The sequence below is a fragment of the Streptomyces sp. CA-210063 genome, from assembly GCF_024612015.1.
In the GTDB taxonomy this organism is placed as follows: domain Bacteria; phylum Actinomycetota; class Actinomycetes; order Streptomycetales; family Streptomycetaceae; genus Streptomyces.
This window is the reverse complement of record NZ_CP102512.1, coordinates 290,474-315,029: the sequence shown is the minus strand read 5'-3', so window position 1 is coordinate 315,029 and position 24,556 is coordinate 290,474. Positions and strand designations below refer to the sequence as shown.

The following is a 24,556-nucleotide window of genomic DNA, read 5'->3' as shown; positions in this document are numbered from 1 at the left end:
GCTCAGAACCTCTCGGGGAAGATCAGGGCGAGGACGAGATAGCCCAGCAGGGAGACGGCCACGATCAGGCCGACGACGTTCTCGACGGTCACAGCTTCGTCACCCCCTTGGCGACGAGAGCCACCAGCGCGAACACCGCGATCGTGGTGACGACGAAGGCCACATCGGCCATCGCGAACTCCTAGAAGAGGTTCGAAAGAGAATCGGACGAAAAGAGGAAACCCCTTCGTCGGCCAAAAACGATCGGCCTTGACGGGTCCCTAACGGCAACGCTTCGACCTTTGACACCGCTCTTACACCGCAGGGGCGCTCATCGCAGCCGGAAGCGCAGCCGGCAGATCACCGCGTCCGTCTCCCGCCGTACCGCGTGGGCCACGACCACGCCGCGCTGGTTCTGAAGGAGCCGCTGCCACAGGCGCCCCGGTTGGCCTCCGGGATGAGCACCGTGACGCGGGCGCCGGGCTCGGCGGCGGCCGTCTCGCGGACGTACGCGGCGATCGGGCGGCCCAGCGTGCGGCGCTCGGAGGTGAGCGGGATCAGCGGGATGCCGGGGTCCCACTCCGCCCAGGCTCCCGCCAGGGCATGCGCTTGGGCCCGGTCCTCAGGTTCCGGGTGCCACACGGTGACCGCGCGGACCTCGTCGCCGAGGGAGGCGGCGGCGCCCAGGGCCTCGGCGGTCAGCCGGGACAGGTTCGACACCGGGACGATCACGATCGAACGGTCGCGGTGCGGCGGCTCCGGGACCCGGCCGAGACCGAGACGCTCGCCGATCTCCCCGTACGCGCGATGCACGGTCTCGAAGAGCGCCACCAGCAGAGGCAGCGCGATCACGATCAACCAGGCGCCTTCCTCGAACTTGGTCGCCGTGACCACCACCGCGGACAGGCCGGTCAGCAGCGCGCCGAAGCCGTTGAGAACGGCCTTGGCGGGCCATCCCGGGCCCCGCTCCGCGCGCCAGTGCCGGACCATCCCCACCTGGGCGATGGTGAATCCGACGAACACTCCGATCGCGAACAGCGGCACAAGGGTGTTGGTGTCGCCGCCGGAGAAGACCAACAGCGTGGCGGAGACGGCGGCCAGGGCGAGGACGCCGTGCCGGTGGACCTGGCGGTCGGCCTTGAGGGCGAAGACGTGCGGGAGGTAGTTGTCCCGGGCCAGCAGCTTCAGCAGCGCCGGCAGCCCGCCGAAGGAGGTGTTGGCCGACAGGGCCAGCAGGATCATCGTGGCGAACTGGATGACGTAGAACGCCCAGTTGTGGCCCAGCGAGGCATCCGCGAGCTGCGCGAGGACGGTCGCGCCCTGACCACGGGGGCCCGGTTGGAGGAGGGCGGCAGTCTGCTGGAGCCGGAGCTGGCCCGGCTGCGGCCGTTGCCGGAGGAGCGTTCTACGCGGCTGGACCTGGCGGTGCTGACGACCAAGGGCGACCGCGGCCGGTCGGTCTGGCTTCCGGTGCGGGTGCTGCGGCGGGTGACGGAGTACGCCGAGGTGGAGCGGGCGGTGACGCTCGCTCGGGCCGCCGGGCGAGGAGGCTGGCCGGGACGGCGGTGGATCGAGGCACGCGACGCGGGCCCGCTGGGCGGCTCGCTGCGGGCGGCGTCCGGCCGGTGGATCTCGGTCCGGTGGTCGGATCTGTCGCCGGACGAGCGGAGGCGGCTGGTCGAGGTCGACGCGGGCGGCACCCGGCTGGGGCCGCTGGCCTTGTGGTTGAGCGAGCGGGGCACTCCGATGACGCTCAACTCGTGGGAGTACGCGTTCACCCGGGCCGGCGAGCGCACGGCGGCGGCCGGGACGCCGGTGGAGGCTTCGCCCCACACATGCCGGCACACGTTCGCCATTCACATGCTCACGCAGCTGGTCCGCCAGCAGATCGCCTCAATGCGCTCGGGCTCCTCCGACCTGCGGATGGGCGCCTACGAGCGGGTCATGGGCGACCCCTTGCGGATCTTGCAGCGATTGTTGGGGCACCGCCACATCAGCTCGACCTACATCTACCTGGACTCCCTGGCGGAGGCCCAGGAACTCATCGACGAGGCGGTCGCGGAGATGGCGGGACGGCTGACGGAGGGCAGTATCGACGACCTGTCGGCCCTGGAGGGTGCGTGATGAGCGGGCTGAGGCGCCCGCGCCGGGCGAACTTCGCGCTGCCGATGGATGAGGCCGCGCAGGCGGGCGAGGACATCTCTCCGCTGGCCTTCCGGGTTGAGCTTCCCGACCGGCCGTCCACCCTCGTCGACCTCACGGACGCCAAGTGCTTGCTTCTAGCACGCGAGTTGGCGCAGACGATCCGCTCGATGGCACGGGTCGGCCGCCGGATCGCCTCGCCCGGAACGGTGCAGGCATACGTCCAGGTCGCCCGGAACCGGGACGCGTTCTTCGCCGACCGGGTCGAAGAGGCCGCGACCTGGACGACCGGGCAGATCACGCTGGAGGACCTCAACAACTTCGAGACGTGGCTCTACGCGACGATGCCGACGCCGCGGACGGGTTACGCGATGCTGACGCAGGCGATGACGTTGCTGCGGGAGATCCGCGACGCTCGGCCACAGACGCTGAGCCCGGCTCTGCACGACCGGCTGATGTTCGTCGGGCTCCAGCCCCGGCCGCACTTCGGGAACCAGGTGGACGCCTTTCCGCCGCAGGTCGCCGAAGCCCTGCGGGAAGCCTGCCGCAGCCATATCCGTGAAGCGGTACGGCGGCTGGCCACCGAGGCGGACCCCGCGGTGGCCGCAGGCGAGGACCCGCTGACCGGCGGCTGGGGACGGTGGGAGAACGTGCTGTGGTACTTGGACCGCCACGGCCCCATCAGCCGCCGGCAGTTGATGTCTCACCGCACCCGCCGGCCGGGCATGGGCCCGCAGTCCTGGGCCGGCAAGCACCCCGAGCTGCACCACGCGGTGTTTCCCTCCTCGGAGGACCTGACGGCCATCTACCTGCTGCTGATCCTGTCCACCGGTCTGGAACCGGAGAGCGCGCTGGAACTCTCGGTGTACTGCCTGAAAAACGCGACCCGCGGCTATGTCGAGATCGAGTACGTCAAACGGCGCCGGCACGGCAGAGAGGTCAATCGGATGCGGGTCCGGGACGGCAGCCCAGGCACCCCGGGCGGGCTGATCCGCCTCGCCCTGCGGCTGACCCGCCGGGCACGGGCCCACACCGGGGACGAGTCGAAGACGGCGTTGTGGATCTACTGGCACCCCAACGGCGCCAAGATCCGCGGCGGAGTACGGCACTACCGGCCCCGGTTCGCCGCCATCGCGTTCTGCGAACGGCAAGACCTGCGCGACGAGCACGGTGACCGGCTGACGGTCCACCTCAGACGTCTGCGCAAGACCTACAAGGCGGAGTTCTACCGGGTCACCAAGGGCCAGCTGCCGCTGCTGGCCCGCGGCCATTCCAAAGAAGTGGCCGCCGCCCACTACGCGGACATCCCCGCGCTTCGGCCGCTGCATGAGGCCGCGGTCGCCGACGGTCTGTCCCACGCTCTCCAGGAGGCGGTCCAGCTGCGGGTGATCCCGCCGCAGCGGGAGGCCGAGCTGAAGCACGACACCGCCACCGCGGCGAAGGAACTCGGCGTCGAGCCGGCAGACGCGAAGAAGCTGCTGGCCGGCGAGATGGACCTGTGGCTGTCGTCCTGCCGGGACTTCTTCGACTCGCCCTTCGGCACCACCGGGCACTACGGCATGCCAAAAACGCCTTTGACGGCGCGGCCTGCATCAAGAACGGAGCACACCCCATGACCGCAACACAGGCGACCGAGCCGAGGACGCACCAGAGCGAAACGGCCGCGGAGGTGGTCGGCCGCCTTCGTACGACGTTCAACACCGGCGTCACCCGCCCACTCGACTGGCGCGTCAACCAACTGCAGCGGCTGCGGGCACTGCTGGTCGAGAACGAGCAGGAACTGATCGAAGCCCTCTGGAAGGACCTGAGGAAGAACGCCGCCGAGGCCAAGGCGCACGAGATCGACTCCACCATTGGCGACATCGACGAGGCACTGGCGAATCTCGAGAACTGGCTTCAGCCCCGCCCGGTGGAGGTTCCCGCCCACTTCGGTCCCACGACCACGGCCTACACCACGTACGACCCGCTCGGGGTCGTCCTGGTGATCGCTCCGTGGAATGCCCCCCTGCACCTTCTCATCGACCCCATCATCGGCGCACTGGCCGCCGGGAACACCGTGGTGGCCAAGCCGAGCGAGATCTCGGTGCACACCTCGGCGGTCGCCTCACGCCTCCTGCGTGAGTACTTCGACGCCGATGTGCTCACCGTGGTCGAGGGGGGCGCCGAGGAGACCACGGCCCTGCTGGCGCAGCGTTTCGACCACATCTTCTACACCGGCAATGGCACCGTCGGCCGGATCGTCATGGCCGCAGCCGCCAAGCACCTCACCCCGGTCACGCTCGAACTCGGGGGCAAGTCACCGGTCTTCGTGGCGCCCGACGCTGACGTGGACGAGACCGCGAAGCGGCTGGTCGGCGGCAAGTTCGGCAACGCGGGGCAGATGTGCATAGCCCCCGACTACGTTCTGGCCGATCCTGCCACCGCCGCCGCACTGGTTCCCGCCCTGCGCGCGGCGGTCGAGGCCCGGTTCGGCACCACCCCGCAGACCTCACCCGACTTCGGCCGGATCATCAACGAGCGGCACTTCGACCGGCTCACCCGTCTGCTCGATTCCGGCCGGCCGGCGGTGGGAGGCCGGCACGACCGCGACGACCTGTACATCGCACCGACCGTGCTCACCGATGTCGACCCAGCATCGCCCATCATGCAGGAGGAGATCATGGACAGGCGCCCGACCGGCGACACTGTGCCCGTCGCCACGCCGACCCCGGCCCGTCGGGCCGGTCGCCATGGGCGCGTCGATGCCGTGCTCGGCGAAGACCACGCGGGCAGCCGAGAGGATGCGCCGCCGGTTGCGTCGGGCGTCCGCCCGCAGACTGTCCTGCCCCGCGATCCGAGAGGATTCCCCCACCGCTGGCTCTCACCTCCGGTCAAGTGGACGATCTCGTCCGTCGGCCAGCCTACGCTCGGCGCCACGATCCCCCGCACGGCCACTGGTGGCGAAGGTGAGAACGCAACGATGGACGACCGCACGATGAAAGCCGTACTGTTCGACCGCTTCGGCGGCCCCGAGGTGCTGTATGTGGGCCGGGTGCCACGTCCCGGACCGGCACCCGGCGAGGTCCTCGTGCGCGTGCGCGCGTTCAGCGTGAACGGCGGCGAACTGGCGGCCCGTTCCGGTCGGGCCCGCCTCATCACCGGCCGGAGGTTCCCGCAGCGCATCGGGCTGGACTTCACTGGCGAGATCGCCGCACTCGGCACCGGCGCGACCGGCGTAGCGGTCGGCGACCAGGTGTGGGGCGTCCTGGGCCGCAGCTCCGGATTCGGCAGCGCTGCCGAGTACGTGACGGTACGGCCCGAGCGGCTCGGCCGGGTCCCGGACGGGCTGGACCTCGTGGCCGCTGCCGCGCTGCCGGTGGCCACCACGGCCGTCACGGCCCTCCGCGACAAGGCCGCACTGAGCCTCGGCGAACGGCTGCTTGTACGGGGCGCGGCGGGCGGCGTCGGCAACGCCGCCGTCCAGCTCGGACTGGCGTACGGTGCCGAGGTCACGGCCCTGGCCCGCGCTGCCAACCTCGACTTCGTCCGTACGCTCGGTGCCCACCACGCCGTCGACCACCGGACCGTGTCTCCTGCGGAACTGGGACTGTTCGACGTGGTCCTCGACACGGCGGGCACCGACCTGCGTGCCGTACGGCGGATGCTGAAGCCGGGCGGACGCATGGTCACCATCGCCTTCGACCTGACGCGGCCCGCCGCCTCGCTGGGCTACATCGCGGCCAGCGCCGTCCACGGACGCGGCCGGGTGCGCTTCTTCAGCGGCAACCCCGAACGTGCGCTCTTCGACGACCTCGCCCGCCAGGTGACGGAGGGGAAGCTGCGGCCGGCGGTGGACACGGTCTTCCCGCTGGAAGAGACAGCGGCGGCACACCGGGCGCTGGAGGCGGGCGGGGTGCGGGGCAAGTACGTGGTCAGGGTCGACTAGGGTTTGTTGGGAAGGTGCTGGTCACAGCCACTCGTTGAGGACTGCGACCAACACGGTCGCCTCGTAGCGGACGGCGAGCTTGTCGTATCTCGTGGCCACGGCTCGGTGGCGCTTGAGGCGGCTGATCCCGCACTCGACGGCATGTCGCTCGCGGTAGTCGGTTTTGTCGAACTTCGGCGGCCGACTGCCTCGGGAGCCGAGCTTCTGGCGGTTGCGGACGCGGTCGGCGGGGACCGGGATGGTCGCCTTGATCCCGCGTCTGCGCAGGTAGGCCCGGTTGCGGCGGGAGCCGTACGCTGTGTCGGCCCGCACCCGGTCCGGCCGCCTGCGGGGCCTGCCCGGACCAAGGCGAGGTACCCGGATGGCTTCCAGGACCGGCTCGAATTGCGGCGAGTCACCCCGCTGACCGGCTGTGATCACGACACTCAGCGGCTTCTGCCCCTGCTCGACGGCAAGGTGGATCTTGGTGGTCAGGCCGCCTCGGGAGTGTCCGAGACCGTGGTCGGCCGGCTCGACGGCAATGCCGCCGGGCGGCTCCTTTTGCAGACCCCCTTTTTCGAGGCCCCGGCGGCGTGCTGGTGGGCCCGGCAGACGGTGGAGTCGACATTCACGTCCCAGGTGATCAGGCCCTTCGCGTCCGCCTGAGCTTGGAGCTGAGTGACGATCCTGGCCCAGGTGCCGTCGCGCTGCCAGCGCCGGAACAGGTCGTACACCCGATCCCAGGGCCCGTAGCGTTCCGGCACATCACGCCAGGGAGCACCGGTACGGGTCCGCCACCGGATGCCGTCCATCAGCTGCCGTCGCGTCCACACCGGCGGACGGCCCGGCCTGATGCCCTGCGGCAACGACGGCTCAAGCCGGGCCCACTGTCCATTCGTCAGATCGCCACGCCCCACAGGGCGTGATCATCCACGACCAAGATCCACTTTCGTAACAGACCCTAGTAGCAGAGCGACTACCCGGCCGGTGGCTGGTCCAGGGCGATGGCCGACACCGCCGTGGCTCGCTCCCTCGAGCTCATCCACGCGCAACCGGGTGCCTCCTGGACGGTGGCCACCCTGGGCGCCCGGGTGGGTCTGTCCCGTGCGACGTTCGCACGCCGCTTCACCGAAGCCGTCGGTGAACCGCCACTGACCGACCTGGCCCGCTGGCGCATGACCACCGCCGCCCGCCTGCTCCGCGAGTCCACCGTGCGGCCGCCGGTGGGGCATCCCCACCCGCCGAGGGCGGGGATGCCGAAGATGTCGTGATGTGACCCGGGGGCTGTGTCGGGCCCGACCGGTCGAGGCCTGTTGGGGATCAGGCGCCCGGGTGCAGACCGGGCCAGCCGGGTGTCGGGTCGCCCTTGACCTCGCCGAAGTAGAGGGCGAAGGTCTGCTTGAGCCGCTCGACCTGGGCCCGGTCCTCCATGAAGCGGGGGAACCCGTCCAGGTTGGCGTTCGGGTACTCCCAGATGGGCTTCAGGCCGGTGGGTGGCGCGATGTCCGTGCGCACCGACCAACTGTTGGAGGTCTGACGCTCGGTGGACAGCTGCCAGTTGAGGTAAAGCTTGGCCGCCGTGGGGTTGGCGGCCTGCTTCAGGATCGCGATCCGTTGTCCCCACGCCATGAACGGGTGCCCGTCGGGCATCACCCAGCGGTTCGGGCTGGTGATGAGCGGGCTGCCACCCGTGCCCACGCCGATGATCTTCTCCTTGTTGGTGACCGCGGTGCCGGGGGAGAAGGAGCCGCGGGCGAACTGCGGCTGTTGCGCGGCGAAGTCAGCCATCCAGTCCCAGCCGTAGGTCTGGGCGTAGAGGGCGAAGAGGTAGAGCACCGCGTCGTCGTCGTGCGGGTAGGAGGAGGCGATGGCGCCCTTCCAGCGCGGGTCGACCAGGTCCAGCGGCGTCTGCGGTGCGTCGGTCCCGGCCGCCGCCACGTCGTACAGGTAGCTGAAGGCGATGACCATGCCGGCCACCCAGGCACCGTCCGGGTCCCTGAACTTCTTGTGGAGCTTGCTGAAGCCGGCGGGCTTGTAGGACAGCAGCCGCCCCTGACGCTTCCAGCGGGTGAAGTCGTGCAGCGTCTGCAACTGCACCAGGTCGGGCACCAGGGTGTCGGTCGCGAACTGGTTGTCCACGCGGACGTCGTGGTACTTGCTGTAGTCCACGATGAGGTTGAGGTCGATCTGCGGGAACCGCTGGCGGAAGGCGGCCCGGGCGCCTGCGCCGCTGCCCGAGTTGGCGAGGTCGCCGCCCGCGTAGATCACGAGCTTGCCGCCTTCGGCGATGGCGGCCTGGTACAGCTCGTCGAGGGTCCTGGTCTCCTCGGCGCCGGCGCCGCGCGCGGCTGCGGCCGGGGCGGGGGCGGCTGCGGCTGCGGCGGGGGACGCGGTGGCGCCGAGTGCGCCGAGGCCGAGCGCGGCGCCCGCTCCGGTGGCGAGGAGGCGCCGTCGACTGGGAAGGCTGGTCATTTGGGTAACCCTTTCTGCGTGGGGGGCAGGGATGTTCCCGGCGTTCGGGCGGCGGACCGCCTCGGCCGGGACGGCGGGGCGGAAACGGCGAAGCCGGTGTTCCGGTACGGCGTGCTCATCAGGCCCATATCAGCCCCACGTCATCTCGACTTTGGAGACCTTGGCGCCGATCTGTGCGGCGATCCGCATGCCGTTGTCGGGACAGCGCTTGATGAGGGTGTCGGTGAGGGCGGCATCGTCCGTGGCCGTGGCGAGTTCCTCTTCGAAGGCGGTGAGGTAGCCCGCGGGTGGCCGTGATGGCGGAGGCGCCGGCCGGGGTGCCGGGCAGGTGGTGGCCGGGGACGACCAGCTCCGGTTCGAGGGAGGCCGTGCCGTCCAGCAGGGTGATCCAGACGGACCGGTCGCCGGGGGTGGGGGTTTCGGCGACCCAGACGTGGTCCTGCTGGAAGAGCAGGACGCCGCCGAAGAGGGCGCGGTGCTCGGCCTGCCGGAGGTAGTGGCGGTCGGGCAGGCCGGCGGGGCCGCCCCTGAACTCGAAGCGGTGGCCTTCCAGGTTGAGGTCACTGGTCAGCGGGGCGAGGACCACCAGGCGGGTGAGCAGGTTCTGTCCGAGCGCCGCCCACGCCCTCAGCTTGCCCCCGTAGGTGAGTTTCTTGCCGCAGTCGAGGATCTCGGCGGCGAGCCGGTGGCCGTCGGCGTGGGTGAAGCCGGTGTCGACCAGCAGGGCTTCGTTCTCGCCGGTGACGAGGGTGGCGGCCTTGTTCTTGCTGCCGGCCGGGAAGTCGCGGTCGAGGACAGTGAAGTCGAGCGTGCTCATCAGGGCTCTTCGCTGTTCGGTCGAGAAGGGGCCAGCTGGACGCGAGCGGTTCATCCGACAAGATATCTGACGAGTCAGGTTTTTTTGTGGCGGGCGCACCCGGTGTGATGTGAATCGCATGCTGTTGCGGCCAACGGTGGTCGGGTGGGTGACGCCGGAGCCGCTCGGTTCTCAGCCCACCAAAACCACGGCATCGGCCGGCCACATCGAGGACCTGAACGACATCTCGGAGCCGGCAACGCCACTCGTCCAGGAACGTACGGGGTGCGGCGACCTGTGCGGGCTCGCGGACCCCCACTTAGTCTTGATCCACCGATCCGACGTCTGTGGATAACTCTTCTAGAAACGAGGAAGTGCCTCGTGAACTGCGATGATGGGAGTTCTTCAGGCTTCCAGCACGCTGGATCAGCAAGGCACTTCCGAGATGCAAGTTTCCCATATGCCGGCGGCGGTCTCCGTTGTGAGAGGACACCGCCACCGGGGGCATCAGCGTGCAGTACACCGGTGGCGGCGACGCCGCCCGTGGAACCGCCCGGGGAACGTCGACGACCAAGTAGTGGGGCTGCGCGAGCCCCAGGAACATCAAGCCGCCGCTGGCGGACCAAGGAGCCACGATTTTGCGGTGCCCGGCCCAGGAGCAGGGGTGAGACATGCGTTGCGTTAACTGTGGACAAGAGACTGAGTATGAACACGCGCCCCCCATGGGGGGCTCACCGGAGATAGGGTTGGTACACGTCAGCAGCGGTATGATGGCCTGTTTCCCGGAGCGTGGTCCGGCAAGCCCGATTGTCAAAGCTCCGGTGCCACCGCACCTCCGCCGCCTTCTGGAACAGGCACCGCAGTTGCCTCCGCCGCCACCACCCGGATTCCTGATCGAGGAGGACGAGCCCGGTTCGGGGGCGTGCAGTCCAACGGCACTGTGACGTCCGTGTCACGCGGGCCGCCCCAGCCGTCGGAGCCCTGTCCGACCCGGACCGTAGCCTGACCGCTGTCCGCACGACACAGGAGGTACGCCCCGTGGATCCCACGACCGCCCGCCACATCAGGTCCGCCACGGCCCTGTCGGCGGACGCGCTCGCTATATTGAACCAGGCTTTCCTCCGCCGGTGACACCAGGGCGGCCCGGGTGCCCGCCTCGGAGCACTCCGCGATCGACCACGCCGTCTCATCGGCATTGCTCCTGCGCGTCGATGAGCTGAACCAGGTCCGCGAGGGCCTTCTCACACAGAGCAAGTCCGCCTGCGCCATCGCCGCACGGGCCGTGCACAAGCGGAAAACTGACTGAGGATCAGGATCGCGCGGTCCTTGACCCGTTTACCGCCGCCGGCGTCGCCGATCTCGTGGAGTGCTCCCTCCTCGGGGTACATCGGGATGATCCGCGACGGCGCACTGTGCATGCTGGATCCTGAGCTGCCGACTGCCCGTAGCCTTCCTCCATGCAGGCAACTTTGATGATCTACGACGGCACGGCCGCGCCCGATGCAGACGTGCCACGTACCGGGGGTGTGCCGCTGGCCCCCGAGGGGTTCACCTGGCCGGTGTGCGGCGACTACTGCGGAGGGCCGATGCAGTTCTTCGCGCATCTGCCGGTCGAGTACGGCGTCCTGTCGGTGTTCGTGTGCCAGAACGATCCGGGCGCCTGCGAGCTGTGGGACGCGACCTCCGGGGCGAATCGGGTCCTTCTTTTCCCGCCCGCGGGACTGGTACCGGTGGCCGTACCCGAGAAGGGCGTGACGCTGCTGCCCGCAGTGTCGGCGATCACGACCCGGGTCGTGACGCTCGATCCCGAGGAGGATGACAGCGACGATCTCCCGCGCGACACATACGACCTCGCCCGTTCAGGGTGGAAGCGGGAGCCCGGCGAGCGGTTCGGGAAGCAACGCGAGGTGCTCGGATCGCTCGGCGGCAGCCCCTCCTACCTTGACGACGACCGGTTGCCCGGGTGCCCCTCCTGCTCCGGCACGACGGAATTCGCGGCACACTTGGAGGAGGGGATCGACCGGCAGACCGCGATGAACCTCGGCGGCCAGTTGGGCTACGTCTTCGTCTGCCGCCCCTGCTCCGAGGGCGCCTTCCTCACGGGCTGAGCGCGCCTGTGGCGGCGGGCCCCGCCGCCTACGCGGACGGGCCGCCCCCCGCTCTCCTCCTCCGCCACAGTCTCCTCCGGGGTGGCCGTGAGTGTTCGGTGCAATCCCTGATCCAGGAAGATTCATCGGTTCCCAGTAGCACGTGACGGAGGCCGAGACCGCCGAGACGCCTGAGCCGAAGCAGCCGAAGACGGTTGACGGTCAGTTGATCCACGAGTAGATGGTGCGGGCTGCAGGCCGAGAACCTTCGGCTGACAGATGAGGGGGCCTCCTTCAGCGGCTGACGAAGTGGCAGCCGCTGTCCGATCGGTGGTCGGGATCAACCGACCACCTCGGCTCCGACAAGCACAATCCGCGTTCGGCGTCAAGGGGGCGGAGCGCGGGCAAGGGCGGCGGCGTCACCCTTGTGTGCCGCTGCCGTTGTTGTCGAACTTCTCGAGCGGCGTGCGAGCGCCGTCGCGGAACGCGTCGAGGCCCGTCTCGAAGTCGACCGCTGACCCCGCGAACAGCGCCGATTCGTCGGGTGCAACGTAGATCTTGCCTCCGCCGCGTACGGCGTGCACGAGGCAGACGCCGAGTCCGTCGGGCAGCTCGATGACGTTCAGCACCGGGTCGGTCCTGAGCTGAGCGAAGTGCGCTCTGCCCACCACTATGAGCCGGTCGACGCCCTCGGATGCCGCGTCACTGCCGCCTGCGGCAGGTGGCAATGGTGCCGTGCGGTCCTCGACCGCCTCGACCGCGTAGCCGGAACGCTCGGCAGCGTCGAGGAATGTATGGAGATCGGATGCCTCGCGCAGGAGCGCTCCGAGTTCGCCCTCGCATTCGGCCACGTGGAACGTCGCAGTGGCGAACGGATGCGTGACCGGTGCAGCCCCTGGCAGCGGCGGCGGGGTTGAGGTGCTTACGAGCACCCCCGGTTCGCCCCTGAGTCCCATCGCGAGCCGCTTGCCGTGAAAGAGGCGGTATGTGCGCACCGACCCGGTTGCATCACTCACGACGTCTGCTCCGTTTCCTACAATTGCCCGTAGGGCTCCGCGTATGCACCGCCGGGCAGTAGAACGGCCCGCCGCCCGCAACCGCAGGCGTCCTCAACTTTCGAAACGCCGGTTGCTGGCCAGCACCGCGCAGTGAGCCCGGCGCGGCCGCCTACTCGGATCCGACCTCGACGATCCGGACGTCCTCGGCAATCGAGTCCTCCGCCACCCCCTGGCCCGGTAGAGCGCCAGGTCGTAGGCGTCGTACGACGCCAACGAGCTTCCCTCGTAGGTCCACTCCACGCGGTATCGCTCCGCCACCCGGCTCCCCTCCCGTTCGCGACCAGCAGCCGAAACTCTGTCCGAATTCGACCTGCAGGCGTTCACCCAACTGGGAGACATGCGCGTGGCCGTAGAGGCGAGAGGACGGCCTCCATATATTCACCCTAACGGCCCGGCGGCCGGGGGGTGGGCGGCCCGCGGTCACATCGTGAACCAGGCAACACCGGCCTGGTGGCCAGTACCACCGGGCTCGTGTTCGGGGAAGCGGACCTGATCGGCAGTTCCGTTGAAGCTGACCGGGGCGACGAACGGGGCGGGTGCGGCGGCGGACGCCAAGGTCACCAGCATCGTCGCGGGCATGGCAGCGGGCGCGGACAGTATCGATGACCTGGCGATGTTGCGTCACGGGGCGATGCCGGCGGTGTTCGGAGGTATTCGCGCCCCGTCCACGCTGGGCACGTTCCTGCGTGCGTTCACCCACGGACACGCTCTGCAACTCCACGCCGTGCACCGCAGGTTCCTCGCCGCACTCGCCGCGCGCACCCCGCTGCTGCCGGGTGCGGGTGAGGTGGCGTTCGTTGACGTCGACTCCACCCACAGGCGGGTCTACGGCCGGGCGAAACAGGGCGCCGAGTACGGCCGGTTCAAGGGCATCCGCACCCTGCACCCGCTGCTCGCCACGGTCTGCACCCCCCCGGTCGAGGCCGGTGATCGCCGCAGTGCGGATGCGACGCGGCCAAGCAGCAGACTCCCGGGGCGCCCCGAAATTCGTGAGCGAGGCCCTGGCCACCGCCGCCGAGGCCGGCTGCACCGGGCCCCGTATCCTGCGGGCCGACTCGCAGTTCTACAACGCCGGGGTCATCGCCGCCTGCCGCCGGGCAGGCGCCCACTTCTCGGTCACCACCGGGATGAACCCGCCGGGCACTTCCACGCCAACGCGGCCTGGCTCACCCTGTGGGCGATGACCTACAACCTGCTGCGGTCCGCTGGTTCCCTGGCCTCTGCGTTCCACGCCAAGGCCACCACGGCCACCATGAGGACCCACCTGGTCCAAGTCCCGGCCCGCATCGCCCGCTCAGCGCGACGCGTCACTCTGCACCTGCCCCACAACTGGCCCTGGCAGCACGCCTGGGCACACCTCTTCACCACCGTCCACAGCCCACCCGACTGACCCGAACAGCCCCTGCCCACCCCGCTCACCAGGGCCCAACCGGAACCGAACCCGTGGAAAAGCTGGGCAGACCAGCAGATGCCGCCTGCCCACACCAGCCACCAGCCCAAAGCGGACACAGAAATCGATCAGAAGATCACTCTCGAACCACCTCGGTGGATCAAGGCTTAGCGGGCCTGGGCATCGGCGGGCGCCCGGCGGCAGCGGCAGGGTCGGTCCGGCGCGGGCCCCCGGGGGCGGGCGCGGCGGCAGAGGCGCAGGCGGTGGGTGATCCCCGATCGTTCAGCAGCTCCCACGACGCAACAGGTCCGCCATGGTGCGCGGCCGCTCAGCCCGATCGCCTTGCGTCGTCTCCGGATGGATGACGGGTAAGGGAGGACGGGTAAGGGAACCCGTCCGACAGTCGATGGCCGGCAGGTGTGCCGCACCTGCGCTCATTGTGCAGTGGCGCCTGATCAGGGCTGATCGCTGATGGCTCGGTAGGCCGCGATGAACAGGGTGTGGCACAGGTCGATCAGTTCTTCGACGGTGGCGTTCTGGTGGCCGAGCGTCCAGTCCACGAGGAGTTCGTTGACTCCGCCGACCAGGCTCATCGCGGTCATGGTGAGCCGGCTGGAGGAGGCTTCCGGGCCAGGGGGCGGTGCGACGACGGCGGCGACCATTGCGGCGAATTCGTGCAGGACCTCACGGCGGCGCACTTCGAGGCGGGGGCTGGCACCCACGACCTCGATGAGCACCAGGCGGGCCATGCGGGCGTCGCCGGCCAGTGTGCGGATGAACACCTCGAGGCCGGCGCGCAGTTGGGCGTCGACATCGGGTGCGGCAGCGGCCGCGGCCTGCGCGACTTCGGCTGTGATCGTAGTGATCAGCTCGTTGTAGACCCCGGCGAGAAGGTCTTCGCGGTCGCGGAACGACTCGTAGAAGTAGCGCTCGGTCAGTCCTGCATGCGAGCACACCTGCTTGACGGAGACCGAGGCGTATCCGGTCGTGCCGAACAGGTCGAGGCCCGCCTGGATGAGGCGGGTGCGGCGCTCCTGCTGTCGTTGCGCCGCATCACGTCCGCCGTAGCGCCGTCCGGCGGTCTCTGTGCCGGTCATTTCTCCCCTTCGCAGAGGTGTTGACACCGGTGTGCTCTGAACTGACACTCTAGCTTGTCAGTTCATCTGACATGGCGTCGTGTCAGACGCGCGTGGGCGTCGCACGCCGCTCGGCGTTCCGCTCATGCTCAGGCAAGGAAGGGGCTCGACCGTGGCAACACCGCCCAGGCACCCGTACACGTTCAGCCGAAGAGACCGCGGCCGCGACAGGTCCCCCCGTACAGAACCGCTGGCCGGCCGAGTGATCGCGGTCACCGGGGCGGGCCGCGGAATCGGGCGTGCCGTCGCAGCCCGGCTCGCCGCGGCCGGGGCCGCCGTGGCGATCGGCGATCTCGACGCGGAGCTTGCCACGGAGACGGCTGGTGCCATCGGCGCGCATCCCGGTGGCCGACTGCTCGGGCTGCCTCTCGACGTCACCGACACACATTCCTTCGAAGACTTCCTGCGCACCGCCGAGACCCGGCTGGGGCCGATCGACGTACTGATCAACAACGCCGGAATCATGTGGGTGGGCCCCTTCGAGGAGGAACCGGAGGAAGCCGCCCTGCGCCAGTTCGACGTCAACGTCCACGGCGTAGTACGTGGGATGAAACTCGTGATCCCGGGGATGCGGAAACGCGGTCGCGGCCACGTGGTGAACATCGCCTCCGCCGCCAGCAAGGTCGCCCCGGCCGGCGAGGCGACCTACGCGGCGACGAAGCACGCCGTCCACGGCTACAGCACAGCCGTCCGCGCCGAACTGCGCGGCACCGGCGTGCACGTGTCCTTGGTGATGCCCGGCGTCGTGGACACCGAGCTGGCCGTGGGCACCGCGACCGGCCCCACCCGACGCCTGACGACGGATCAGGTGGCCGACGCGGTGCTCGACGTCGTGCTGCGCCCGCGGTTCGAGGTCTTCGTTCCACGCCAGGTGGCCGCCCTGACCCGGTTGGCCACGCTGCTGCCGGGCCGCGCCCGCGACGCCCTGCATCACCTCCTTGTCCCCAACCAGCTCGCCGCCCTGTCCGACCGGTCGGTCCGCGCGGCCTACGAGCAGCGCACCCGCACCGCCCGCCTGCCCGAAGGATGAGCCCGTGACCACCACGCCCAAGCCGGCGCCCAGCGCGAAGAAGGCCCAGGACGCCGCCGCTCCGCGTCCCATCCCCGAATTCGAAGGTGTCCACGACGTATGGCCCCGCGGTGACCGGCTGCGCGCCGTGCGCAGCGCCGCGGCCGCCTACCGTGAGCGGTTCGTCCAGCAGGGCCGCATCAACGCCGTCCGCAGTTTCGACATCGCCGCCGCCCCGTACCCGACCCGGTTCGGCTTTCACGGCGCCGCGCTCGCCGTCAACCCGTTCGTGAGCATCGTCAACCGGATGCTCGTCGTGCAGTTCGACGGCTTCGACGGTGAGCCGAAAACACTGGTGTGGGAGCCGACCGTCGCCGCCGGAACGGCTCGAGCGCCGTTCTACGACCAGCTCAAGCGTCTGGCGGGGGACTTTCTCACCGAGCACGTCTTCGCCCGCTACTACCAGGACCCGAACACCGTCCTGCCCTCCTGCGGTCTGCGACCCGAGGACGTGGACTTCGTCAGCTTCGACCACCTGCACGTCCAGGACGTGCGCATGATCATGGGAAGCACCAGCACCATTCCCGGCGAACGGGCGCCTCGCGAAGCGCTGTTCCCGCGCGCCCGGTTGCTGGTGCACCGCAGGGAGCTGGGCACCTTCGAATCGGTGCATCCGATGCAGTGGGCCTGGTACGTCGACGGAGGCATGGACGGGGTACCGCCCGAGCGCATCACCGCCTTCGACGGCGATGTCGAACTCGGTGTCGGCGTCAGCCTGTTGTGGACCCCCGGCCATACGGACGGCAACCACTCCCTGGTGCTGAACACCCCCGACGGGGTGTGGGTCTCCTCCGAGAACGGCATCTCGGCCGACAACTGGCAGCCCGAGCTCTCCCGCATCCCCGGGGTGCGCCGCCACGCCGCGTTCTACGGCCGTGAGGTGGTGCCCAACGCCAACACCCTGGAGGACTCCCTCGACCAGTACGACTCCATGGTCAAGGAGAAGACCCTCGCCGACCCCAGCCGGCGCGATCCGCGCTGGCTGCAGATCCTGCCCTCCTCGGAGCTGGCCCCCTTCAAGCGGCAGTGGCCGGTGCTGCCCAGCTTCGTCCACGGCGGTCTGAACTACGGCGAACTGACCCCTGCCGGTGGTGGCCGATGACCGGCCCGGCTGCCCGCCGCATCGCTGCGGACGGCGTGGAGTTGGCCGCCTACCAATGGGGAACGTCCACGGCTCCTCCGGTGGTGCTGGTCCACGGCTATCCGGACACCAGCGCCGTGTGGCGCCCGGTCGCCGAGCGCCTGGCCGACCGCTTCCACGTCACCGCCTTCGACGTGCGGGGAGCCGGCGCCTCCCACCGGCCCAGGGGGCTGCGCGCCTACCGGATGTCCCGCCTGGAAGCCGACCTGGAGGCGGTTCTCGACGCTGTGAGCCCCGACCGCCCGGTGCACCTGGTCGGACACGACTGGGGATCGATCCACTCCTGGGAGTCGGTCACCGGCACCCGCCTGGCCGGGCGGATCGCCTCGTTCACCTCGATCTCCGGACCCTGCCTGGACCACGTCGGCCACTTGATCCGTGCCCGCCTCCGGCCGCGGCATCCGGATCTGCCGAAGATGCTGCGGCAGGCCGCACGGTCCTGGTACATCGCCTACTTCCATTTCCCGCTCCTGCCCGCCCTGACCTGGCGAGCACTGGGACACCGCTGGCGCGCCTTCCTCACCGGCTCCCAAGGCATGCCCGGGCACACCCCCTACCCCGCGCCGACGCTGGCCCGCGACGCCGTGTCCGGCACCGCGCTGTACCGCGCCAACATGCTGCCCCGCCTGCTGCGTCCCCGGGAGCGGCCGACCACCGTACCGATCCAACTCATCGTCCCCACGCGCGACTTCTGCGTCACCCCGGTGCTGTCGTACGGAGTGGAGCACTGGACGCGCCAGCTACAACGGCACCCGATCGACGCCGGGCACTGGGTACAACTCAGCCACCCCGAGGAGATCGCGTCCCGGATCACGGGATTCGCCGACCGCGTCGAAGACGGCTCCCGCCGCGATCAGGACCACACCGCACACCCGATCTGACAGCCCAACAGACCGGCAGTAGTGGACGACGACTGCCTGACCGCCCCTTCGCACACACCGATCGCCGACGGAGGAGGAACCTGTCATGTTCCGAGCCGCACATGCCCACCCGCACCGTCCGCCCGAGCCCATCGACCACCACGACCTGGTGCTGCAACCCCGGGACGTCACCTTCGACTGGAGCACCACCCCGCTGCACTGGCTGCCGGGTGAGCCCTTCGCGACCCACACCTTCGATGTGCTCCACCTCATGCTCCCCGAACTCGAACGCTGGTTCGTGCGCACCTTCGAGCAGGCACTGCCACTGATCACCGATGACCGGCTGCGCGAGGACGTACGCGGCTTCATCGGCCAGGAAGCGATGCACGCCGAGGCGCACCAGGAGGTCCTGGAGCACCTGCTCACCAAGGGGCTGGACCCGGCTCCGTACACCCGGCAGTCCGAATGGATCTTCCGGAGGGTGCTCGGAGACCGGCCGGAGCTGACGCCGGCCGCCACACACGCGCACCTCCTCCAACGGCTCGCCCTCATAGCGGCCTTCGAGCACTTCACCGCGTACATGGGGCACTGGATTCTCAGCAACGGGCACCTGGACCAGGCCGGCGCGGATCCCGCGATGCTCGATCTGTTCCGCTGGCACGGCGCGGAGGAGGTCGAACACCGTTCGGTCGCGTTCGACCTGCTGGTGCACCTCGATCCCCGGTACCGGCGCCGAGCGGTCGGCATGCTCGTCACCGCTCCGGTGCTGACCCGGCTATGGATCCGCGGAGTCCGCTTCCTGATGAGCGCCGACCCCGAACTCGACGACCGGGTCAAGGTCCGCTTCCGCGACTACCTGGCCGCGGCCCGCAAGGACCTGTTGCCCCCGCCGGGCGCGTTCGCCCGCTCGGTGCTGCGCTACTTCCGCCCCGGATACCACCCGACCCAGGAGGGCTCGACCCAGCAGGCGGTCGCCTACCTGGCGGCGTCCCCCGCCGCCCGAGCGGCTGCCCGATGACCCGGCAACCCGTGAGGCATCCCATGGACATCAGCGCACCCGTCACACGGCCGCCGGACCTGTACGGCAGGCCGCGCAGCGACTCCTTCATGCGGAAGCTGGCGGATTTCAGTGACCACGCGGTCGCGGGTCTCGCGCGGCGCGGCACTCCTCCCAGGCGCCCGCCGGCCACCGGGACGCCCGTGATCCGGGAACTGGTGGTCGCCGCCAAGCAGCAAGAGGCCGAGGATGTGGTCTCCCTGCGGCTGGCAGCACCCGACGGGGGAGTACTCCCGCGCTGGCAGCCCGGCGCCCACATCGAACTGCACCTGCCCTCCGGCCGCAAGCGGCAGTACTCTCTGTGCGGCGACCCTGCCGACCGGTACCGGTACCGCATCGCGGTGCGCCGCATCGCCGACGGCGGAGGCGGTTCGGCCGAGGTACACGACGCCCTCGCAGACGGTATGCGGGTCGCCGTCACCGGGCGGCCCCGGAACGCCTTCCCCTTCGCCGCCGAAGCATCCATCCTGCTCATCGCGGGCGGCATCGGCATCACCCCGATCCTGCCGATGGCTCGGGAAGCCGCCCGACGCGGGCTGGACTGGAGGCTCGTGCACACCGGCCGCAGCCGCGGCTCGATGCCCTTCGCGGCAGAGCTGGCCGAACTCGCGGCCGCGGCCCCTGGCCGGGTCTCCATCCGTCCTGACGACGAGTCCGGCGTGCCCGAAGCAGCCGATCTGTTGAGCTCGATCCCGGCGGCGGGTGCGGTGTACTGCTGCGGGCCCGCGCCCATGATCGACGGCGTTCGGCGCGCGTTCGGTGGCAGCCGCGCGTCAGCCCTGCACTTCGAGCGTTTCGCCCCGGCCCCGATCACGGACGGCCGTCCCTTCGAACTTCAGCTGGGCGACACCGGACGGGTTCTGCCGGTGCCGTACGACCGCTCCGCCCTGGATGTTCTCCACGAGGCCCTGCCGGACCTGCCGTTCTCCTGCCGCCAGGGGTTCTGCGGCACCTGCCGGGTACGGGTGGCCCACGGCCATGTCGATCACCGTGACCGCCGGCTCACTGCCACCGAACGTGCGGCCGGCGCCATGCTGCCCTGCGTCTCGCGTGCACCGGAAGGGGAGCGGTTGGTGCTGGAGGTGTGAGCGAGGGCCGAGCGCCCGTACAGCACTGCCGTCGCCGCGAGGAACCTCAGCGGCAGGGTTGATTCGTTGCGGGCCTGGCCGAGATCGACCGGGTCGCCGCGCACTGCACCGGCGGGCCCAACCCCGCCCGGGGCAGCGCCCGGGGCGGGGTCGACCGCTGCACGGCTGGGGTGCGCACCGAGACAGCGCCCAGGCGGCTGCCTGGCGCGGGCCGGAGAGGTCACGCGAGCCTGACGGGTCCGGCGTCGATCGGCAGGCGGACCAGGAGGTAGGGCTTGCGGCGCAGGTCCTTGCCCTCGTGGAAGGGTGACAGGCGGTTGAGCTGGTTGGCGATGGCGTACAGGTGCCGGTCCGAGGCGACGGACAGGGTGTCGACCCAGATCAGGTCGTTCCCCTGGGCGAGGGTCCGGTAGGTGCCGTTCGGGCTTCTGCGCCAGATCGTGTTGTGTTCCAGGTCGCCGCCGTAGAGCCGCCCCTTGTCGTCGCTCTCCAGGCCGTCGGCCATCGGCTTGAACCCGAGGTCTTCGACCGTCGCCGCCACCTCGGCGTCCGTGGCGTCCGGGTCGGCGAGGGCGTCGGTGGACACGCTGTGCAGTCGGCGGCTGGACAGCGGGCAGTAGTAGAGGCGCGTGCCGTCGGCGCTGAGGGCGATGCCGTCGGAGCCGGTCTCGTAGTGCGTGGGCTCGCCGCCCGCGGGGCGGACCATGAAGGGCTCGCCCTCGATGACCGGAAGGAACTGCTCGTCCGGGAGTGCCGAGGGGTGGCCGGTCAGTCGCCGCCAGGAGCGGCCGGTGGCGAGGTCGACCACGATGATGCCGTTGGAGCCGCCGGAGTCGGTGATGAACGCCGTGCCTTCGGCGCCGCGCCGCAGGTCGAAGCGCACGTCGTTGGGGTAGCTGTTCGCGGGCACCACCTCGGGCGGGAAGAGGATCTTCTGTACGATCCGGTCGGTGCGCAGGTCGACCGCCACGAGCTTGGGACCGCCGTAGGAGGACCCGGCGAACAGGGGGCTTCCGGTGTCGAGGATCCACAGCCGGTCGGCCCCATCGACGACGACGCTCTGCACCGACTGGAAGTGCCCGGCCAGGTCCAAGGCGTCCTCGCGGTTCACCTCGGCGTCGGGGTAGGCCACCGGCTTCCCGCCCCGCAGTTCGGCGACGGTGAACGGGACGTCGTCGCCCCAGCGGGGAAAGTTGACGAAGACCCGGCCGCGGCGCGAGAGGGTGACACCCGTCGGCATCGCGCCCCAGAAGCGGGCAACGACCTCGTAGTTTCTGGCTGTTGAACCGGAGGCGGAGGCGTAGGCGGGTCCGGCGAGTTGGGTGGCGGCCAGCGACGCGGTGGTTGCCGTGAGGAACGTACGTCGTTTCATGCGAGCGTCTCCTGTTGGGTCAAGTCGCTGGAGGGCGCGGCGAGTTGCCGCGTCACCTCGGCGCGTGTGGGGGATCGGCGGGACGTTGCCGTGGCCGGTGGAGGACGCCGCCTCCAGCGGCCGCTCTCGGGGAGTCGGCTTCGCCCGTGTGGTCAGGGCGAGCCGAAGCCCACCTGGACGGCAGGTACCTCCTGCGTTCCTCCTACCCGAAGCTGTCCGCCGGGGACATCGCCTGCGGCTGCGGCCCACTCGTGGAAGGGGAACGGGGTCAAACGCCCCGTGGACCTGGTGCTCTCAGGTCTACCGGGCCGCCGGGCGGGTCTTTGCGACCATGCTGCGGTCCCCCGAGGAGACCATCGCGTGAATGGGCATGGTGCTGACGCTCATGAGCGTCGCGAGGCCCCGGCGGCCCTGCTGGCGAGCGAGCGCGGGACCCATGAGGTGCATCAGGGCGGTGAGGGCCGGCATCGGACGCCCGAAGAGCGTGATCTCCGTGATGCGTGCTTGGTCGTCGAGCCGCAGCATCTGCACCTCCTCGAACGACTGGGACCCCACCCGCGCCCGGTAGACCAGGGCGTACGTGTCGCCCTCGCCGGTCTGGGTGTGGTACCGGACGTCCTTGACCGCCGTGAACGCCACGGTCAGGAAGTCGCGCAGCTGGTCAGTTCCCTCGAAGCGGAACTGGTCGGTGAGCGGCGAGCTGAGCACGACGTCCGGGCTCAGGCACGCGACCGCGGCGTCGACGTCACCGCGTTCCTCGGCGGAGCGCCAGCGCGCGACGGTAGCGGCGGCGGAGTGCAGGGTCTCGGACATGGGTCTCTCCCGGTATCGGCGGCGCGATGGGGTTTGCGGGCGGCGGGGTGCGCGGGGCGGGGGATGTCAGCCGGTGAGCTTGTTCATCGTGCGGATCTGCTTGTCCAGGACCCAGGCGGGAACGAAGCGGAGCATGCGTGCGCGTCCGGCCATGGGACCGGCGGCGTAGCGCAGTTTCGGCTTCGCGTCGGTCGCGGCCGTGACGATCGTCTTGGCGACCACGGCGGGGTCGTCGCCGCCCTTGATCGCCTCCTCCATCAGGCGGTCGAAGACGTGCCGCTGGCCGGCGTAGGTCTGCAGGGGGGTGTCGGGCTTGGCGCTGTTGGCCTCGAATCCGGTGTTGGTGTAGGCGGGTTCGACGAGAAGCGAGCGGACGCCGTACTCCCGGACCTCGTGGTCCAGGGACTGGGAGTAGCCCTCGATGGCGTGCTTGGACGCGCCGTAGACGGCCATGTAGGGGGCGGGGATGAAGCCCTGCACGGACGAGAGGTTGATGATGCGCCCACGTCCCTGGGCGCGCATGTGCGGCAGGACCTCCTGCACCATGCGCATGACCCCGAAGACGTTGATGTCGAAGACGCCCTGGGCCTGCGCGACGGAGGTCTCCTCGGCCGCACCGATCGAGCCGATGCCGGCGTTGTTGACCAGGACGTCGATCCGCCCGAACCGCCCGATCACCTGCTGGACCACCGTGGTGACCGACTTGTCACTGACCACGTCGAGGTCGAAGAACGTCACCCCGCCGAGCGGGGCGACCCGCGAGGTGTCCCGGCCCGTGCCGGCCACGTCGAAACCCGCTGCGACCAGCGCGAGCGCGGTCTGCTTGCCGATGCCGGAGGACGCGCCCGTCACGAGGGCCACCGGTCGATTGGTCGTCATCATGCACTCCCGAACTCATTGGGGAAACCGATCGGTTTCCTCTGGCCCTACTGTAAACCGATCGGTTTCCGATGTGCAAGCTCAAGCACGGAACTGATGCCGGCCGCGTCACCGACCGGCTTCGTGAGCTGACCGGCGCCCGCCGGCATGTGTGAGAAGGCGATCGCCGTCGCCGCCTTGACGCGGAGCACGGAAGACGCCCGCCAGGCTTGCGGGAGCGTGGCCAAAGGGATGAAGGGGTGCGGGCGGACCCTCCCACGCGATGGGCAGCCCCATGGCGATCGCTTACACGCGGCCGATCTCGACGCACCCCGGAATGCTCCGGATGTAGATGCAGGGATACGCCGTCGCGGCAGCCGTCGACGCACGGGGCGATGGCCAAATCGGCGAGCGTCCGGGCCGGCTGGATGAGGCTCCGGGGAGCCAAGCCCTGCCGCTGGGCTCTGATACCGACAAGACCCGCGAAACGCCGGGCTGCTCATAATTCCCTTGCGATCGCCGGACTTGGCCCCGAGTGCCGGGGGCAAGGGCATGAAGCCATGCGGGCCGTGCCGGTTACCTGAGACCGGCATCAGCCAGGAGGGCACGCCAGTCACCGAACTCGCCGTAAAGGCGATGCGTCAGTGCACGCCTGCCACGTCGAGCAGGGCGGCCGCTGTGGGCGCGATGAGCCCGGTCGGGTTGTCGGCGCCGATCCCCGCACGGGCACTGGCGCCATCGAAGACCAGGATCAGCTGCCGGGCCAGCAGGTCGGGATCACTCGCGCCGCCCCGTTCGGCCTCAGTACGGAAAAGGCCGTCAGGTTCGCTTTGATCCAGTGTGCCACCTGGCTCGCAGGGTGACTCTGGTCCTTCAGTTCGATCTGCACAGCCAGGTATCGACAGCCGTGGAAGTCGGGCGCACTCGCCTGCAGTTCCACCCGCTCGAAGACGTGCAGGATCCGCTCGCGGGGGGAACTGCTCGCGGCGAGCCTGGAGGAACGCGCCTCCGCCTACGTGGCGAGGGCCTTGCCTGACAGGACTGCCGACGAGTTGGCCATCCGTGGCCTCACCGCACACTTCAACCACATGGCGATCGGCCTCGGACACTGGCTTCTCCTGTCTCGGGAGGCTTCGTCATCCGGACGGGCTGGTGACCAGCCCGGCGGGGACCGCCTCGACCGGCAGTTGCGGGCGACGGGAGACAGGCACGGGGGCGTGGACGTGGGGGCGAGGACTGCCAACGGAACGGGCTTCCGACGCATGGCCGAGGCGGCTTCGGCGCCCAGCCCGGCCGGCGATCGGGTGCCCTCCGCTCCGGTGCAACGGAGGTCA

At 69.9% G+C, this 24,556-nt stretch carries 19 protein-coding genes and 6 pseudogenes; 13 read left to right on the top strand and 12 right to left on the bottom strand.

Annotation, left to right across the window (positions count from 1 at the left end):
• Nucleotides 1-2: 2 nt before the first annotated feature.
• Both kdpF and JIX56_RS01320 read right to left on the bottom strand, forming a co-directional pair.
• Nucleotides 3-92: a K(+)-transporting ATPase subunit F gene (kdpF, locus tag JIX56_RS01325; RefSeq protein ID WP_257536884.1), complete on the bottom strand. Its 90-nt coding sequence runs from the start codon at nucleotides 90-92 to the stop codon at nucleotides 3-5.
• 218 nt (nucleotides 93-310) lie between these two features.
• A pseudogene (locus JIX56_RS01320) lies at nucleotides 311-1,302 on the bottom strand (amino acid permease); the annotation flags it as partial.
• On the opposite strand from JIX56_RS01320, the gene JIX56_RS01315 reads away from it, so the two are divergent.
• The 3 genes and pseudogenes from JIX56_RS01315 to JIX56_RS01305 all read left to right on the top strand — a co-directional run.
• Nucleotides 1,255-2,103: a tyrosine-type recombinase/integrase gene (locus JIX56_RS01315; RefSeq protein WP_257551541.1), complete on the top strand. Its 849-nt coding sequence runs from the start codon at nucleotides 1,255-1,257 to the stop codon at nucleotides 2,101-2,103. The pseudogene JIX56_RS01320 and the gene JIX56_RS01315 sit on opposite strands and share 48 nt — an antisense overlap.
• Entirely contained in the window at nucleotides 2,103-3,737 is a 1,635-nt protein-coding gene (locus JIX56_RS01310) for a hypothetical protein (RefSeq protein ID WP_257536883.1), read from the top strand. The genes JIX56_RS01315 and JIX56_RS01310 overlap by 1 nt, the downstream gene beginning before the upstream one ends.
• Nucleotides 3,734-4,822, top strand: a pseudogene (locus JIX56_RS01305) (aldehyde dehydrogenase family protein); the annotation flags it as partial. The gene JIX56_RS01310 and the pseudogene JIX56_RS01305, both read left to right, overlap by 4 nt.
• Here JIX56_RS01305 and JIX56_RS01300 read toward each other — a convergent pair.
• A pseudogene (locus JIX56_RS01300) lies at nucleotides 4,813-4,972 on the bottom strand (TetR family transcriptional regulator); the annotation flags it as partial. The pseudogenes JIX56_RS01305 and JIX56_RS01300 sit on opposite strands and share 10 nt — an antisense overlap.
• A 108-nt stretch (nucleotides 4,973-5,080) precedes the next feature.
• On the opposite strand from JIX56_RS01300, the gene JIX56_RS01295 reads away from it, so the two are divergent.
• Complete coding sequence (locus JIX56_RS01295; RefSeq protein ID WP_257536882.1) at nucleotides 5,081-6,046, top strand: NAD(P)-dependent alcohol dehydrogenase; 966 nt, start codon at nucleotides 5,081-5,083, stop codon at nucleotides 6,044-6,046.
• A 21-nt stretch (nucleotides 6,047-6,067) separates the two neighbouring features.
• On the opposite strand, the gene JIX56_RS01290 is transcribed toward JIX56_RS01295, so the two are convergent.
• A protein-coding gene (locus tag JIX56_RS01290; RefSeq protein WP_443031732.1) for an IS5 family transposase occupies nucleotides 6,068-6,942 on the bottom strand; the annotation gives its coding sequence in 2 pieces (ribosomal slippage) (nucleotides 6,068-6,549 and nucleotides 6,549-6,942; 876 coding nt in all).
• 66 nt (nucleotides 6,943-7,008) lie between these two features.
• On the opposite strand from JIX56_RS01290, the pseudogene JIX56_RS01285 reads away from it, so the two are divergent.
• Nucleotides 7,009-7,233, top strand: a pseudogene (locus JIX56_RS01285) (AraC family transcriptional regulator); the annotation flags it as partial.
• A 112-nt stretch (nucleotides 7,234-7,345) separates the two neighbouring features.
• Here JIX56_RS01285 and JIX56_RS01280 read toward each other — a convergent pair.
• Together JIX56_RS01280 and JIX56_RS01275 are read right to left on the bottom strand one after the other, a co-directional pair.
• The gene (locus JIX56_RS01280) at nucleotides 7,346-8,497 is read right to left on the bottom strand and encodes an ABC transporter substrate-binding protein (protein ID WP_257536880.1); all 1,152 of its coding nucleotides are present in this window, start codon (nucleotides 8,495-8,497) and stop codon (nucleotides 7,346-7,348) included.
• A 129-nt stretch (nucleotides 8,498-8,626) separates the two neighbouring features.
• Nucleotides 8,627-9,314, bottom strand: a pseudogene (locus JIX56_RS01275) (MBL fold metallo-hydrolase).
• Between the two features lie 1,126 nt (nucleotides 9,315-10,440).
• Here JIX56_RS01275 and JIX56_RS01270 point away from each other — a divergent pair.
• Nucleotides 10,441-10,599: a hypothetical protein gene (locus JIX56_RS01270; RefSeq protein WP_257536878.1), complete on the top strand. Its 159-nt coding sequence runs from the start codon at nucleotides 10,441-10,443 to the stop codon at nucleotides 10,597-10,599.
• A 151-nt stretch (nucleotides 10,600-10,750) separates the two neighbouring features.
• Entirely contained in the window at nucleotides 10,751-11,401 is a 651-nt protein-coding gene (locus tag JIX56_RS01265; RefSeq protein ID WP_257536877.1) for a YwqG family protein, read from the top strand.
• A 398-nt stretch (nucleotides 11,402-11,799) separates the two neighbouring features.
• On the opposite strand, the gene JIX56_RS01260 is transcribed toward JIX56_RS01265, so the two are convergent.
• Nucleotides 11,800-12,396, bottom strand: a complete 597-nt coding sequence (locus JIX56_RS01260) for a hypothetical protein (protein ID WP_257536876.1) — start codon at nucleotides 12,394-12,396, stop codon at nucleotides 11,800-11,802.
• Between the two features lie 547 nt (nucleotides 12,397-12,943).
• Between JIX56_RS01260 and JIX56_RS01255 the strand changes: the two genes are divergently transcribed.
• Entirely contained in the window at nucleotides 12,944-13,828 is an 885-nt protein-coding gene (locus JIX56_RS01255) for a transposase (RefSeq protein ID WP_257536875.1), read from the top strand.
• 455 nt (nucleotides 13,829-14,283) lie between these two features.
• Here the strand turns inward: JIX56_RS01255 and JIX56_RS01250 are convergent, their stop codons facing one another.
• Nucleotides 14,284-14,925 (bottom strand): TetR/AcrR family transcriptional regulator, encoded by a 642-nt coding sequence (locus tag JIX56_RS01250; RefSeq protein ID WP_257536874.1) that lies wholly within the window; start codon nucleotides 14,923-14,925, stop codon nucleotides 14,284-14,286.
• Between the two features lie 151 nt (nucleotides 14,926-15,076).
• Between JIX56_RS01250 and JIX56_RS01245 the strand changes: the two genes are divergently transcribed.
• From JIX56_RS01245 to JIX56_RS01225, 5 genes are all read left to right on the top strand, one after another.
• Complete coding sequence (locus JIX56_RS01245; protein WP_257536873.1) at nucleotides 15,077-15,994, top strand: SDR family oxidoreductase; 918 nt, start codon at nucleotides 15,077-15,079, stop codon at nucleotides 15,992-15,994.
• Nucleotides 15,995-15,998: 4 nt separating this feature from the next.
• Nucleotides 15,999-17,135, top strand: a complete 1,137-nt coding sequence (locus JIX56_RS01240; protein ID WP_257536872.1) for a hypothetical protein — start codon at nucleotides 15,999-16,001, stop codon at nucleotides 17,133-17,135.
• Nucleotides 17,132-18,055: an alpha/beta fold hydrolase gene (locus tag JIX56_RS01235; RefSeq protein ID WP_257536871.1), complete on the top strand. Its 924-nt coding sequence runs from the start codon at nucleotides 17,132-17,134 to the stop codon at nucleotides 18,053-18,055. The genes JIX56_RS01240 and JIX56_RS01235 overlap by 4 nt, the downstream gene beginning before the upstream one ends.
• Nucleotides 18,056-18,140: 85 nt before the next feature.
• The gene (locus JIX56_RS01230) at nucleotides 18,141-19,052 is read left to right on the top strand and encodes a metal-dependent hydrolase (protein ID WP_257536870.1); all 912 of its coding nucleotides are present in this window, start codon (nucleotides 18,141-18,143) and stop codon (nucleotides 19,050-19,052) included.
• A 23-nt stretch (nucleotides 19,053-19,075) separates the two neighbouring features.
• Nucleotides 19,076-20,179 carry a PDR/VanB family oxidoreductase gene (locus JIX56_RS01225; protein WP_257536869.1) on the top strand — a complete coding sequence of 368 codons (1,104 nt, stop codon included), beginning with the start codon at nucleotides 19,076-19,078 and terminating at the stop codon, nucleotides 20,177-20,179.
• A 220-nt stretch (nucleotides 20,180-20,399) separates the two neighbouring features.
• Here the strand turns inward: JIX56_RS01225 and JIX56_RS01220 are convergent, their stop codons facing one another.
• The 4 genes and pseudogenes from JIX56_RS01220 to JIX56_RS01205 form a co-directional block, all read right to left on the bottom strand.
• Nucleotides 20,400-21,551 carry a major royal jelly family protein gene (locus JIX56_RS01220; protein WP_257536868.1) on the bottom strand — a complete coding sequence of 384 codons (1,152 nt, stop codon included), beginning with the start codon at nucleotides 21,549-21,551 and terminating at the stop codon, nucleotides 20,400-20,402.
• Between the two features lie 300 nt (nucleotides 21,552-21,851).
• Nucleotides 21,852-22,364 carry a nuclear transport factor 2 family protein gene (locus tag JIX56_RS01215; RefSeq protein WP_257536867.1) on the bottom strand — a complete coding sequence of 171 codons (513 nt, stop codon included), beginning with the start codon at nucleotides 22,362-22,364 and terminating at the stop codon, nucleotides 21,852-21,854.
• Between the two features lie 66 nt (nucleotides 22,365-22,430).
• Nucleotides 22,431-23,243, bottom strand: coding sequence for an oxidoreductase (locus JIX56_RS01210; RefSeq protein ID WP_257550692.1), 813 nt, complete (start codon nucleotides 23,241-23,243; stop codon nucleotides 22,431-22,433).
• A gap of 620 nt (nucleotides 23,244-23,863) precedes the next feature.
• A pseudogene (locus JIX56_RS01205) lies at nucleotides 23,864-24,198 on the bottom strand (TetR/AcrR family transcriptional regulator); the annotation flags it as partial.
• Nucleotides 24,199-24,556: the final 358 nt, after the last annotated feature.